General features: G+C 73.8%; 11 protein-coding genes. 5 read left to right on the forward strand and 6 right to left on the reverse strand.

Annotated features, from left to right (window positions below; all coding sequences use genetic code 11):
* Positions 1 to 19: 19 nt before the first annotated feature.
* The 5 genes from ACSMHG_RS16820 to ACSMHG_RS16840 all read left to right on the forward strand — a co-directional run bounded on the left by ACSMHG_RS16820 (position 20) and on the right by ACSMHG_RS16840 (position 5,530).
* Positions 20 to 1,372, forward strand: a complete 1,353-nt coding sequence (locus ACSMHG_RS16820) for a M20/M25/M40 family metallo-hydrolase (RefSeq protein ID WP_435747211.1) — start codon at positions 20 to 22, stop codon at positions 1,370 to 1,372.
* Positions 1,369 to 2,835 (forward strand): MFS transporter, encoded by a 1,467-nt coding sequence (locus tag ACSMHG_RS16825; RefSeq protein WP_435747213.1) that lies wholly within the window; start codon positions 1,369 to 1,371, stop codon positions 2,833 to 2,835. Before ACSMHG_RS16820 ends, ACSMHG_RS16825 begins: the two co-directional genes overlap by 4 nt.
* 91 nt (positions 2,836 to 2,926) lie before the next feature.
* Positions 2,927 to 3,484: a DnaJ family domain-containing protein gene (locus tag ACSMHG_RS16830; RefSeq protein WP_435747215.1), complete on the forward strand. Its 558-nt coding sequence runs from the start codon at positions 2,927 to 2,929 to the stop codon at positions 3,482 to 3,484.
* 56 nt (positions 3,485 to 3,540) lie between these two features.
* Complete coding sequence (locus tag ACSMHG_RS16835; protein WP_435747217.1) at positions 3,541 to 4,626, forward strand: HpcH/HpaI aldolase/citrate lyase family protein; 1,086 nt, start codon at positions 3,541 to 3,543, stop codon at positions 4,624 to 4,626.
* 1 nt (position 4,627) lies between these two features.
* The gene (locus ACSMHG_RS16840) at positions 4,628 to 5,530 is read left to right on the forward strand and encodes an HpcH/HpaI aldolase/citrate lyase family protein (protein WP_435747219.1); all 903 of its coding nucleotides are present in this window, start codon (positions 4,628 to 4,630) and stop codon (positions 5,528 to 5,530) included.
* A gap of 51 nt (positions 5,531 to 5,581) precedes the next feature.
* Here ACSMHG_RS16840 and ACSMHG_RS16845 read toward each other — a convergent pair whose 3' ends face one another.
* The 6 genes from ACSMHG_RS16845 to hutH form a co-directional block, all read right to left on the reverse strand.
* Positions 5,582 to 6,253 (reverse strand): hypothetical protein, encoded by a 672-nt coding sequence (locus ACSMHG_RS16845; RefSeq protein WP_435747221.1) that lies wholly within the window; start codon positions 6,251 to 6,253, stop codon positions 5,582 to 5,584.
* A gap of 64 nt (positions 6,254 to 6,317) precedes the next feature.
* Positions 6,318 to 6,605: a hypothetical protein gene (locus ACSMHG_RS16850; RefSeq protein WP_435747223.1), complete on the reverse strand. Its 288-nt coding sequence runs from the start codon at positions 6,603 to 6,605 to the stop codon at positions 6,318 to 6,320.
* Positions 6,602 to 7,624 carry a M48 family metallopeptidase gene (locus tag ACSMHG_RS16855; RefSeq protein WP_435747225.1) on the reverse strand — a complete coding sequence of 341 codons (1,023 nt, stop codon included), beginning with the start codon at positions 7,622 to 7,624 and terminating at the stop codon, positions 6,602 to 6,604. Before ACSMHG_RS16855 ends, ACSMHG_RS16850 begins: the two co-directional genes overlap by 4 nt.
* Positions 7,625 to 7,636: 12 nt before the next feature.
* Positions 7,637 to 9,496 (reverse strand): 4-alpha-glucanotransferase, encoded by a 1,860-nt coding sequence (gene malQ, locus ACSMHG_RS16860; RefSeq protein ID WP_435747227.1) that lies wholly within the window; start codon positions 9,494 to 9,496, stop codon positions 7,637 to 7,639.
* Positions 9,497 to 9,547: 51 nt separating this feature from the next.
* A complete protein-coding gene (hutU, locus tag ACSMHG_RS16865) occupies positions 9,548 to 11,284 on the reverse strand; it encodes a urocanate hydratase (protein ID WP_435747229.1) in 1,737 nt (578 codons plus the stop codon).
* A gap of 14 nt (positions 11,285 to 11,298) precedes the next feature.
* Positions 11,299 to 12,861, reverse strand: coding sequence for a histidine ammonia-lyase (hutH, locus tag ACSMHG_RS16870; protein ID WP_435747231.1), 1,563 nt, complete (start codon positions 12,859 to 12,861; stop codon positions 11,299 to 11,301).
* Between the last annotated feature and the right edge of the window lie 299 nt (positions 12,862 to 13,160).

Genomic DNA, 13,160 nt, shown 5'->3' on the forward strand with positions numbered 1-13,160 from the left:
CAGCCGATAGCGTCGCGGGATGGAGTCGAGGGAGGGCCCGCGGCACGAGCGCGCCGTGGCGAAGCTGCAGGCGCTGGTACGGATCCCGACGGTGAGCAGCCGCGATCCGGACCTGGTCGACACCGACGCGTTCGACCGGCTGCTCGCCGAGCTGGAGCGGCAGTTCCCGCTGCTGCACGAGCGGCTGGAGCTGACCCGCATCCCGACGCACGCGCTGCTCTTCCGCTGGCCCGGTGCGAGCAGCGCACGCCCGGTGGTGCTGATGGCCCACCTCGACGTCGTCCCGGTCGAGGGCACCTGGCAGCACCCGCCGTTCTCCGGCGACGTCGTCGACGGCCAGATCTGGGGCCGCGGCACGCTCGACGACAAGGGCTCGGTCGCGGCGATCTGCGAGGCGGTCGAGACCCTGCTCGAGGACGGCGTCGTGCCCGCGCAGGACGTCTGGCTCTCCTTCGGCTGCAACGAGGAGGTCTCCGGGGAGGCCGCGACCCTCGCCGTCGACGAGCTGGTACGCCGCGGCGTGCGGCCGTGGTTCGTCCTCGACGAGGGCGGCGCGGTGGCGAGCGAGGCGTTCCCGGGCGTCGCGGCGCCGATCGGCGTGGTGGGCGTGACCGAGAAGGGCGTGACCTCCTTCGAGCTGCGGGTCGAGGGCCGCGGCGGCCACGCGTCGACCCCCGCCCGGATGGGCCCGACCGCACGGCTGGCCCGCGCGATCACCCGCCTGGACCGCTCCCCCATGCCGGCCAGCACGCCGGAGCCCACGATCGAGCTCTTCCGCCGGATGGCACCGCACGCCCCGCTGCCGCTGCGGGCGCTGATGGCCAACGCCGGCCGGCTGGGGCCGCTGCTCACCCGGGCGCTCATCGCCGCAGGCCCGGAGCCGGCCGCGATGACCCGCACGACGTTCGCCGTCACGACGCTCTCGGGCAGCCCGGCCCTCAACGTGGTCGCCGCGACCGCCAAGGCCGGGGTCAACGTGCGGATCATGGTCGGCGACACCGTGGCCGGCGTGCTCGAGCACGTCCGCAAGGCCGTCGACGACGACCAGGTCCACGTCGACGTCGTCGAGCAGCACGAGCCGAGCCCGGTCTCCCCGCGCGACGAGGCGTTCGCGCTCGTCGAGACCACGATCGGCGAGGTGTTCCCCGACGCCGTGCCTGCGCCGTACGTGATGATGGCGGCCACGGACTCCCGCTTCTTCACCCGCATCTGCGACCGGGTCTACCGGTTCGCGCCGTTCCGGATGACCAAGGCGCAGCGCGAGTCGATCCACTCCTACGACGAGCACCTCGGCGTCGAGGCCTTCCTCGACGGGGTGCGCTGGTACCGCCGGCTCCTCGAGCGGCTGCCCGCGGACGAGGTGACCGCATGAGCACCGTGCGCACCGTGAGCAGCGACCCGAGGACCCGCAGCCTCGCGGCGATCGTGGGCTTCCTCGTCTGCGTGGAGCTGGCCAGCGGGATCCTGCAGGGCTACTACACGCCGATCTTCACCGACATCGCCGACCACCTCGACATCACCGACGCCGACGTCAACTGGTTCGAGGCGGCGCAGCTGATCGTCTCCGCCCTCGTCGTGCCGCCCCTCGCCCGCCTCGGCGACCTCGTCGGCCACAAGAAGGTGCTGCTGCTCTCGACCGCCGTGACCGCGGTGGGCTCCTGGATGCTGGCCTTCGCCCCGGGCTTCACGACGTTCCTCGTCGGCTGGGCGCTGCAGGGCGCGTTCGTCATCTGGCTGCCCCTCGAGGTGGCGATCATCCACCGGCGCACCGCCGGCACCGGCCGCCAGGCGCTGCTGACCCGCCGCGCCGCGGCCGTGCTCGTCGGCGCCCTGGAGCTGGCCGTGATCATCGGGGCGCTGACCTCCGGCGCGCTCGTGGAGTCGACCTCGATGGAGGTGCTCCTCGCGCTCCCGGCCGTCGCCGTCACGCTCTGCCTGTTCCTCGTGTGGTTCGGCGTCGAGGACGTGCCCGGCGAGGCCACGGACGGTGTCGACTGGTCCCGGTTCGACTGGGGTGGCCTGGCGCTGGTCAGCATCGCCCTGGGCCTGGTGATGGCGGGTCTCGTGGTCATCCGCCTCGACGGCCCGGGCAGCGTGTGGGCGTGGCTGCTCGTGCTCGCCGGCGTGGCGGCGTTCGTGCCGTTCGTGCGGCACGAGGAGCGGCGCCCCGATCCGATCGTGGACGTGCGGCTGATGCGCACGCCCGGCCAGTGGCCGGTGCAGCTGACGGCGTTCCTCTTCGGCATGTCGGTGCTGGGCGCACAGATCCCGCTGTCGACCTTCGCGCGCACCGACCCCTCGGTCGCGGGGTACGGGCTCGGCGCCGACGCCTCGTTCGTCTCCGCGCTCATCGGGGTCTACGTCGTCTTCATGGCCATCGGCGCCTTCACCCTGCCGCTCACCTCCCGGCTGCTCGGGCCGCGGACCGCCCTGGTCGTCTCGTCGCTGCTCATCGCGACGGGCTATGCCCTGTGGCTCCCGCTGCACGAGACCACCGGCCAGGCGCTGCTCAACATGGCGGTCATCGGCCTCGGCACGGGTGCCCTGGTGGCCGCCCTGCCGGCCACCGCGGCGGCGGCGGCGCCGCCCGAGCGGACCGGGTTCGCGACCGGCATGACCAACGCGACCAAGACCGTCGGCGGCGCGCTGGCGTCCTCGGTCTTCGCCATCGCGCTCGCCTCCACCGGCTCGCTCGAGGGTCCCGACGAGGGCCAGGCGCCGCTCAGCGGCTACCTCACCGTCTGGACGATCTGCGCGGCCGCCTCGCTGCTCGCGGCGCTGGTCCTCACCCGCCTGCCGCGGGAGGCGACCGAGCGCCCCGTCGACGTCTCCTGACGGCGGTCGAGCACGCGGGCTCAGGCGCGGACTCTGCGGGGCGCGTCCGACTGGACTCCGGTGCCTACGCTGGAGTGCGGGAGGGATGTCCATGCGCGACGAGCAGGCCCCACGGCCGCACAGCGAGATCCAGCGTGCCCGTGACGAGCAGGAGCGCCGCAAGCGGAGCCGGGAGTCGGCGTCCTCGGCCCGGATCGCCTTCCAGCACCAGTGGGTCGACGAGCAGATCCGGGTCGCGATGGCGAACGGCGAGTTCGACGACCTGCCCGGGGCCGGCAAGCCGATCAAGGACCTCGGCACCGAGCACGACCCCGACTGGTGGATCAAGCGGCTGGTCGAGCGCGAGCGGATCGCCGTGCTGCCGCCCAGCCTCGCCCTGCGCAAGGAGGACGCCGAGCTCGACGACCGTCTCGACGCCATCGCCTTCGAGGGCGACGCGCGGCGGGAGGTGGAGGACTTCAACGAACGGGTCATCCGGGCGCGCTACTCCCTCGCCGAGGGCCCGCCGCTGGTCACCATGCCCCGCGACGTCGAGGAGACCCTCGCCGGGTGGCGCGAGCGGCGCGCGGCGCGGCTGGAGCGCCAGAAGGCCGCGCTGGCAGCGAGCGCACCACCGCCCCGGCGTCGGTGGTGGCAGCGGCGGAGGTGACCCGCCTGTCAGATCCGTCATACCGGCCGGTAACCCCTCGCTGCTAACTTCCGGCCATGCCCTCCTCCAGCCGCAGTGCCAAGGACTTCTTCCGGCCCCTCGCCGTCGGGGCGCCCACGCCGCTCACGGAGATCCCGGCCCGGCCGAGCCGCGCCATCCACTTCTTCGACCCCAGCAACCCGAAGATGGCGGCCAAGGTGCCCGACATGGTCGGCAAGGTCGACGTGCTGCTGGGCAACCTCGAGGACGCGGTCAAGGCCGACAACAAGGAGGCCGCCCGCGACGGCCTGGTGGAGATCGCGCGCAGCACCGACTTCGGCCCCACCCAGCTGTGGACCCGCATCAACGCGCTCGACAGCCCGTGGGTGCTCGACGACCTGACCACGCTGGTCCCGGCGATCGGCGACAAGCTCGACGTGATCATGGTGCCGAAGGTGCAGGGCGCGGAGGACATCCACTACGTCGACCGGATCCTCGCCCAGCTCGAGGCCAAGGCCGGGCTCGAGCGGCCGATCCTCGTCCACGCCATCCTCGAGACCGCGCGCGGCGTGGCGAACGTCGAGGAGATCTGCGGCGCCTCCCCGCGCATGCAGGGCCTCTCCCTCGGACCGGCCGACCTCGCCGCCGATCGGCGGATGAAGACGACCCGGGTCGGCGGCGGCCACCCCGGCTACCTCGTGCGGCAGGACCCGGCGACGGGTGACGAGGCCGGCATCAACGCCGACCGCACGACGTACCAGCAGGACCTGTGGCACTACACGATCGCCCGGATGGTCGACGCCTGCGCCATGCACGGCATCTACCCCTACTACGGGCCGTTCGGCGACATCGCCGACGTGGTGGCGTGCGAGGACCAGTTCCGCAACGCCTTCCTGCTCGGCTGCGTCGGCACCTGGAGCCTGCACCCCAAGCAGATCGCCATCGCCAACCGGGTCTTCAGCCCGAGCGTCGAGGACGTCAAGCACGCCCGCCGCGTCGTCGCCGCGATGGGCGACGGCACCGGCGCGGTGATGCTCGACGGGAAGATGGAGGACGACGCCTCCCTCAAGCAGTGCCTGGTCATGGTGGAGCTGGCCGAGCAGCTGGCCGCCGTGGACCCCGAGCTGAAGCAGCAGTACGACGCCATCGAACTGGAGGACTGACATGGGTCTCGACGAGCTCGACCAGCGCGGGGACTTCACGCCCCTGCGCAGCGTCCTCTACATGCCCAGCTCCAACGAGCGGGCACTGGAGAAGGCCAAGTCGATCGCCTGCGACGCGCTGATCCTCGACCTCGAGGACGCCGTCGCCCCGGACGCGAAGGAGGCCGCCCGTGAGTCGGCCTGCGCGGCGGCCGCGAGCGGGGAGTACGGACGCCGCACCGTCACCATCCGCGCCAACGGCATCGGCACCCAGTGGCACGACGACGACCTCGCTGCGATCGCCCAGGCCGGGCCCGACGCCGTCGTCGTGCCCAAGGTCGACAGCGCCGACCAGGTCCACCAGCTCGTCGCCGCGCTGGAGAAGCACGGCGCCCCGGACCGCACCAAGCTGTGGGCGATGATCGAGACGCCGGTCGGCGTGCTCGACGCCCTGAGCATCGCCCGCGCCAGCGAGCGGCTCACCTGCTTCGTGATCGGCACCAACGACCTGGTCAAGGAGCTCTACGCCGAGCACGTGCCCGGGCGCGCCCCGATCCTGCCCAGCCTCCACACCGCGCTGCTCGCCGCCCGGGCCGCCGGGATCGCGATCCTCGACGGCGTCTACAACGACGTGAAGGACACCGACGGCTTCCTCGCCGAGTGCCGGCAGGGCCGCGAGATGGGCTTCGACGGCAAGACCCTCATCCACCCCGGCCAGGTCGAGGGCGCGAACACCGCCTTCGCCCCCTCGGAGCAGGCCGTCGAGGACGCCCGCGGGCTGATCCAGGCCTGGGAGGACGCCCGCTCCGCATCCGGGGGAGGCTCCGGCGTGGTCACCTACAACGGCCGGATGGTGGAGAACCTCCACGTGGAGTCCGCCCGCCGGACCCTGGCCATCCACGACGCCATCGTCGCCCTCGGCTGAGGGCGGTCCCGCCGCCGTCGGACGGGACCAACGCCGGCGGCGGCGTCACCGTCAGCCCTGCTGCACCTCGAACACCGCCAGCTCCTCCTCGGACGCCTCGCCCCGGGAGTCGGTCACGGTGACCGTCTCCGCGTCCAGGTCGACCGACATCTCGATGACCGGGTCGGAGGCCTTGGCACCGGACGAGCGCCAGAGGCCGGCCTTTCCGACGAGCGAGGCAGCGGCGGACCGCTCGGCCATCATGCCGTCGGACTCCACGCGGAGCAGGAAGTTGAGGTAGTCGGCTCCCTTCCGGAAGAACTGCTCGTCGATCTCCTCGGGGTCGAGCCGGACCGCGTAGCGACCCTGCTCACCGGTCTCGACCGACGGCGTCTCCCACATGGGCACCACCTCGCCGATCTCCAGGCTGTCGAGGTCCTCGGCCATCAGGGCCGCCCGGACCTCGGCGCCCTCGACCGGCTCGCCGTCCCGCGTCACCGTGCCGTGGACCAGCAGGTCCCCGGTCTTGGGACCCTGCGTCACGACGTCCGCGGGCGCCTTCGCCTTCCGCTCGGCTCCCTTGCCCTTCGACTTGCCCTCCGACGCCTCGTCCCCGGGCTCGGCGCTCTCCGACGCCCCGGTCGCCTGCGGCTCGGCAGCCGTCTCCTGGTCCTCGGTCCCCGAACAGCCCGCGAGCAGGCAGGCGGTCGTCGTGGTCGCCAGCACCCATGTGCGCAGCCTCATGTCGTCTCACCCCATCTGAGTCGTGATCGGCAGCGGCCGAACATGCCAGACGACGGCGGCGGTCTCAAACCGGTCGTCGGCCCTCGACGTGACCGACCGGCCGCCAGCCGCGGAGGAACGCCAGCACCTTCTCGGCCGGCATCTCGCACGGCTTGAGCCGGTCGCCGGCGCTCGTGCGGTAGAGGTTGGCGCTGACGACGTCGGCACCGCCGAGCTCCTCGGCGTACACGCTCTCCTGCCGGCCGCCGACGCGGACGGTGCGGGTGACGGCGTACCGGCGACCGTCGTAGGTCACCTCCGACCAGCCCACCGGCAGCCGGTCGAAGAGCGCGGACAGGTCCGCCGGCGTCACTCGCGGGTGCGGCGGAAGGCGTCGTCGAGCCAGCCCTTCGCGGTGCCGAGGAAGCCGGCGAGGTCGTGGGCGAGCCGGCCCACCGCGTCCTGGCTCTGCGCGAACGTCTCGGAGTAGCTGCGCGCCGCCTCACGCGCCGCGTCGCTGACGGTGGCGGTGTCGTCGTCGGCGCGGCTGGGGCGGTCGCCGGCGAGGATCCGGGTGTACTCCCCGGAGTCGACCCAGCGCCGCAGCTCGGCGGCGCGCACGACGGCGAACGGGTCGGTCTGGTTCTCGATGAGCAGCAGCTTGAGGACCGAGTCCCGCAGGTCGCCGGCGTCGAGGTACTCCCGGCCCTGGGCGAGGAAGGACGTGGCGTCGAGGTCCTCGAGCCGCCCGCCGCTGGCCAGCTTCATGTGCACCCGCAGCGCGGAGGCCGGGTCCTGGGTGGCGAGCAGGCCGGCGCGGTCCGCGGACAGCTCGGACTTGCGCGACCACTCGTGCAGGGCTGCCACGATGGCTCGGACGCCGAGTCCCCCGATGGGGACGAACGCCATGACCCCCGAGAGCCGGATCAGCCGCTGGAGCAGGGTCTGGTAGACGGCGTGCCCGCTGATGGCGTGGCCGAGCTCGCGGCCGAGAACGAACCGCAGCTCCTCCTCGTCGAGGAGGTCCACCAGCCCCGAGGTCAGGACGATGAACGGCGCGTTCATCCCGAGCGTCTGGGCCCCGGGCACGGGGTTCGCCGAGACGTAGACCTCCGGGAGGTCGGGGAGGTCGGGGGCGTCCAGCGTCTCCGCGACCTCGCCCAGCAGGCGGTGCAGGGTCGGGAACTGCCGCTCGTCGGCACGGACCGCCGACCCCAGGTAGACCAGCCGGACGGCCCGCTCGTTGAACAGCCCCGAGACGGCCCTGAGCACCGCGTCGAAGCCCTTGAGCTTCCGGAGCGCGACCAGCGCGCCCCGGTCGGCCGGGTGCTCCCAGGCCCGGGAGCTGATGTCGCGGAGGATGGTGCGCTGGCGGGCGGGCTGCTGCGTCACGTCTTTACTCTGTCATGGACGGCCCGGTCGCGGGAGGGTCGATCCCGAGTCGGCGCGCAGCGCCGACAGCAGCCGACCGACGGCGGGGTGGTCCGGGAGCTCCTCGAGCGGTACGCCGAGGGGGATCCGCCAGTTGTCGCGCTCCGTCGTGCCCGGGACGTTCGGGCGGCGCTCCTCGGCGACGGCGTCCTCCAGCGCGACCGAGAGCAGCAGCGAGGGCGCCGTGCCGAGCTGCCGGTACGCCTCCGCGACCGCGTCCTCGACCGGGGCGTCCTCGGCCAGCCCGTCGCGCCGCAGCCGCTCGAGCAGGTCGAGCCGGCCCTTGCGGACGTCGGCCTCGGCCATGTCGCTGGCGGCGAGCTGGTCGTCGACGTCGGAGCCGGTCCACAACCCCGCCACCGTGGGGAGGTCGTGCGTGGTCACCGCGGCCAGCGCACCGGCCGGCCACTCGGCGGGCGGCTCGTCCTCGAACCAGAGCACCTTGTAGGCGAGGATCCCCCGCTCGGCCAGCGCCTCCCGCACCCCCGGCTCGACCGTGCCGAGGTCCTCCCCGACCACGACCGCGCCGGCCCGGTGGGACTCCAGCGCCACGATGTCGAGGAGGTCGTCGGCGGGGTAGCGGACGTAGGCCCCGTCGGTGGCCCCGGACTCCGCGGGGATCCACCACAGCCGAAAGAGCCCCATCACGTGGTCGATCCGCAGGCCTCCCGCGCCGGCGATGGTGCCGCGGATCGACTCGATGAACGGCTCGTACTCGGCCATCCGCAGCCGCCAGGGCACGAACGGCGGGGAGCCCCAGTCCTGGCCGACGGAGTTGAGCAGGTCCGGCGGCGCGCCGACGGTGACGCCGGTGGCGAGCACGTCGTCCCACGCCCAGGCGTCGGCACCGCTGCCCGAGACGCCGATCGGCAGGTCCTGCAGGACGGTCGTCGATCCGGTCGCGTCGCGCAGCTGCCGGTCCAGCAGCCACTGCAGCCAGGCGTGGAAGGCGACCTCGTCGGCGTGCGCCGCGGCGTACGACGCGACGCCCGGCGCGTCCTCGGTGCGGACCTCCGCGGGCCAGCGCAGCCGGTCCGGGCCGTGCTCGTCGGCGAGGGCGCACCAGGTGGCCCAGCCCTGGAGCGCGTCCCCGGCCCCGGACCGCCAGCTCACGAAGGCCGGGTCGGACGCGGCGCCCGTGCGCTCGAAGACGGCCCGGAGCACGGCGCGCTTGAGCGTCCAGGACGCGTCGCGCTCGACGCGGTCGGCGGCGCGCAGGGCGGCGAGCTCGGCGTCGTGCCGCTCGAGGTCGGCGTCCTCCACCCCGGGCACGTCCTCGACGGCCAGGTAGACCGGGTTGCGGAACCGCCGGGTCGCCGGCAGGTAGGGGCTCGACTCCTGCGGCACGGTCGGCGCGACCGCGTGGAGCGGGTTGACCAGGAGGAACCCGCCGCCGAGGGACTCCGTCCACTCCCGCAGCGTCCGGAGGTCGGCCAGGTCGCCGATCCCCCAGCTGCGGCGCGACCGGGCGCCGTACAGCTGGACGGTCCAGCCCCAGGCCTGCTCCTGCGGCAGGTGGCAGCGACCCGGGGAGACGATCAGCCGGCGGCCCTCCGCCGTGCGGTGGTAGCCGAGCGGGAAGTCGTCGGGCACCACGTCATCGAGCTCGCGGGTCGACCCGTCCTCACAGGCGACGGTGGTCCGCAGGCCGGTCGACCGCCCCGGCCGGGTCACCACCGGCGCCCGCTCCTCGAGGTCGGCCGGCGGCTCGCCGATCACCTCGCGCAGCCGGGCGACGGTCGCGTCGCTCGAGTGCTGCGCCTGCTCGTCGGCGTCGAGCCAGTCCTGCTGGATGCCCCACGGGTCCGGGTCGCTCTGGTCGCTCGGGTTCACCCGGGCTCGGTTCCCCGATCGGGCCCAGCTCACCGCGGGGTCATCGGGGGCTCACCGGGGGGTCATCGGGATGGCCACCCCCCGCTCGGCTGCGACCTCGGCCGCGCGCTCGTAGCCGGCGTCGACGTGCCGGACGACGCCCATGCCCGGGTCGTTGGTGAGCACGCGTCCGAGCTTCTCCGCCGCCAGGGGCGTGCCGTCGGCGACGCAGACCTGGCCCGCGTGGATCGAGCGGCCGATGCCGACCCCGCCACCGTGGTGGATCGAGACCCAGGTGGCGCCGGAGGCGGTGTTGACCAGCGCGTTGAGCAGCGCCCAGTCGGCGATGGCGTCGGAGCCGTCGAGCATCGCCTCGGTCTCGCGGTACGGCGAGGCCACCGAGCCGCAGTCGAGGTGGTCGCGGCCGATGACGATCGGCGCCTTCAGCTCCCCGCTGGCCACCATCTCGTTGAACCGCAGGCCGGCGCGGTGCCGCTCGCCGTACCCGAGCCAGCAGATCCGGGCGGGCAGCCCCTGGAACTGCACGCGCTCGGAGGCCATCGTGATCCAGCGACGCAGCTTCTCGTCGTCGGGGAAGAGCTCGAGGACGGCGCGGTCGGTGGCCGCGATGTCGGCCGGGTCGCCGGAGAGCGCCGCCCACCGGAACGGGCCCCGGCCCTCGCAGAACTGCGGACGGATGTAGGCCGGCACGAAGCCGGGGAACTCGAAGGCGCGGTCGTAGCCGCCCTTGCGCGCCTCGTCGCGGATGGAGTTGCCGTAGTCGAAGACCTCCGCGCCCCGCTCCTGCAGCTCGACCATCGCGCGCACGTGGGCGGCCATCGAGGCCCGCGCCTGCTCGGTGAAGCCGCGGGGGTCCGCCGTGCGGCGCGCCTCCCACTCCTCGAACGGCACGCCGGCGGGCAGGTAGGCCAGCGGGTCGTGCGCCGAGGTCTGGTCGGTCACGATGTCGACGGGCGCGTCGAGCTCGAGCAGCCGGGGCAGCAGCTCGGCGGCGTTGCCGAGCACGCCGATCGAGAGCGGCCGGCGCTCGTCCCGGGCGGCGACGGCCATCTCGAGCGCCTCCTCCAGGGACCCGGCGCGCGTGTCGAGGTAGCGGTGGTCGATCCGCCGCTGGATCCGGGAGGCGTCGACCTCGAGGCAGATGGCGACGCCGTCGTTCATGGTGACCGCCAGCGGCTGGGCGCCGCCCATGCCACCGAGGCCGGCGGTGACGGTGATCGTGCCGGCGAGCGACGCCTGTCCGCTGGTCGAGGGAAGTCCTCCGGGAGCCTGTCTCGAGGCCAGGGACTCGGCCACGGCCGCGAAGGTCTCGTAGGTGCCCTGGAGGATCCCCTGGGTGCCGATGTAGATCCACGACCCGGCGGTCATCTGGCCGTACATCGTCAGACCGAGCTCCTCGAGCCGGCGGAACTCCTCCCAGCTCGCCCAGTCGCCGACCAGGTTGGAGTTGGCGATGAGCACGCGTGGCGCCCACGCGTGGGTCCGCATCACGCCGACCGGCTTGCCGGACTGCACCAGCAGCGTCTCGTCGTCGGCGAGGTCGCGCAGGCAGTCGACGATGGCGTCGTACGCCGCCCAGCTGCGCGCCGCCTTCCCCGTCCCGCCGTAGACCACGAGGTCCTCGGGACGCTCGGCCACCTCGGGGTCGAGGTTGTTCATCAGCATCCGCAACGGCGCCTCGGTCTGCCAGGACCGCGCGGACAGCTCGGTGCCGCGGGCGGCGCGCACCGCTGGCCGGTCGAGCCCGTCGCCGCCGGCTCGGTGGTCGAGCTTGTCGAGACCGCTCATGCCCTGCTCCTCCATCACTGCATCTCTCCGATCACTGCTTCGACGCTGTCGACGACGGCTCCCGAGCGGACGAGCCCGACGGCGACCTCGATCTCCGGCGCCAGGTGGCGGTCGGGGCCGGGGCCCTCGACCCCGGCCTCCCGGAGCAGGCGGACCACGGCGGCCGTGGCGGGCGAGGGGATCAGCGGTGCACGCAGGTCCAGGGCGCGGGCGGCGGTGAGGACCTCGATCGCCACGACCCGGGTCAGTCCGTCGACCGAGCGCCGCAGCTTGCGGGCGGCCGACCAGCCCATCGAGACGTGGTCCTCCTGCATCGCCGAGGACGGGATGGAGTCCACGGAGGCCGGGACCGCGAGCCGCTTGAGGTCGGAGACGATCGCGGCCTGGGTGTACTGGGCGATCATGTGGCCGCTGTCGACCCCGGCGTCGTGGGCGAGGAACGGCGGCAGGCCGTGGCTGCGGGACTTGTCGAGGAAGCGGTCCGTGCGGCGCTCGCTGATCGAGGCCACGTCGGCCGCCACGATCGCGAGGAAGTCCAGCACGTACCCGACCGGTGCCCCGTGGAAGTTGCCGTTGCTCTCCACCCGGCTCGGCCCGTCCCCGGTCACGACCACCGGGTTGTCGACGGTCGCGGCCAGCTCCCGCCCGGCGACGGTGGCGGCGTGCTCGACGGTGTCCCGCGCAGCACCGTGCACCTGCGGCGCGCAGCGCAGCGAGTAGGCGTCCTGCACCCGGTTGCAGTCCGGGCCGCGGTGCGAGGCGACGACGCGGGAGCCGGCGAGCAGCGCGGTGAGGTTCGCCGCGGAGCGGGCCTGGCCGGGGTGGGGCCGCAGCGCCTGCAGGTCGGGGGCGAAGACCCGGTCGGTGCCGAGCAGGCCCTCGACCGACATCGCCGCCGCGACGTCCGCCGTGCGCAGCAGCACGCGGAGGTCCTCGACGGCGAGCAGGAGCATGCCGAGCATGCCGTCGGTGCCGTTGATGAGCGCGAGGCCCTCCTTGGCGGCCAGCTCGACGGGTTCCAGGCCGGCGGCCGCGAGCGCCTCGTCGGCCGGGAGCAGGGCGCCGTCGGCGTCGCGGACCGTGCCCTCGCCGATGAGGGCGAGCGCGCAGTGGGAGAGCGGCGCGAGGTCGCCGGAGCACCCCAGCGACCCGTGCTCGTGGACGACCGGCGTGATCCGGTGGGTGATCAGGTCCGCGAGGAGGCGCGCCGTCGCGGGGCGCACGCCGGTCCGGCCGGTCGCGAGCGTGGAGAGCCGCAGCAGCATCAGCACTCGGGTCACCTCCTGCTCCACCTCGGGCCCCGATCCCGCGGCGTGCGAGCGGACCAGCGAACGCTGCAGCTGCGCGCGCTGCTCGGTCGGGATGTGCCGGGTGGCGAGCGCCCCGAAGCCCGTCGAGATGCCGTACGCCGGGGTGGGCGCCGCCGCGAGCGCCTCGACGACCCGGCGCCCGGCCTCGATCGCGCCGAGCGCGTCGGCGGACAGCGCCACCGGCGCGCCGTCCCGCGCGACCCGGACCACCTCCGACGGCGTGACGGGGCCTGTTCCGACGACGACAGGGGCAACCGGTCTGGACATGTGACGATCGTCGGACGGCGGCGTCGACCCCACCAGCCCCGGGACGGCACATCCGTCTGGCATCCGAGACTTCCCGCGTGAGGACCGCCCCGGTCGGACCCGTCACGGCCACCGCCCCGGCGCCGATGCTCCGCCCGGCACCTGCCGACGGCGCTCCGCGGGCCGTAGCCGTCGTTTGCGGGACGGCGGAGCAGGGCAGGACCCTGGGCGCCCATCCACACATCGGGACGCATCGGGGCGTCCCCCAGTCCAGGAGCTAGCATGCGCCGGTTCTTCCCGGTGGCGACCGCGGTCGCCAC

It is taken from the genome of Nocardioides ureilyticus (assembly GCF_051280745.1).
In the GTDB taxonomy this organism is placed as follows: domain Bacteria; phylum Actinomycetota; class Actinomycetes; order Propionibacteriales; family Nocardioidaceae; genus Nocardioides.

Excerpts from the sequence above, each read along its gene's own strand:
- ACSMHG_RS16820 (WP_435747211.1), top strand. The coding sequence starts at position 20 with ATGGAGTCGAGGGAGGGCCCGCGGCACGAGCGCGCCGTGGCGAAGCTG.
- ACSMHG_RS16825 (WP_435747213.1), top strand. The coding sequence starts at position 1,369 with ATGAGCACCGTGCGCACCGTGAGCAGCGACCCGAGGACCCGCAGCCTC.
- ACSMHG_RS16830 (WP_435747215.1), top strand. The coding sequence starts at position 2,927 with ATGCGCGACGAGCAGGCCCCACGGCCGCACAGCGAGATCCAGCGTGCC.
- ACSMHG_RS16835 (WP_435747217.1), top strand. The coding sequence starts at position 3,541 with ATGCCCTCCTCCAGCCGCAGTGCCAAGGACTTCTTCCGGCCCCTCGCC.
- ACSMHG_RS16840 (WP_435747219.1), top strand. The coding sequence starts at position 4,628 with ATGGGTCTCGACGAGCTCGACCAGCGCGGGGACTTCACGCCCCTGCGC.
- ACSMHG_RS16845 (WP_435747221.1), bottom strand. The coding sequence starts at position 6,253 with ATGAGGCTGCGCACATGGGTGCTGGCGACCACGACGACCGCCTGCCTG.
- hutU (WP_435747229.1), bottom strand. The coding sequence starts at position 11,284 with ATGAGCGGTCTCGACAAGCTCGACCACCGAGCCGGCGGCGACGGGCTC.
- hutH (WP_435747231.1), bottom strand. The coding sequence starts at position 12,861 with ATGTCCAGACCGGTTGCCCCTGTCGTCGTCGGAACAGGCCCCGTCACG.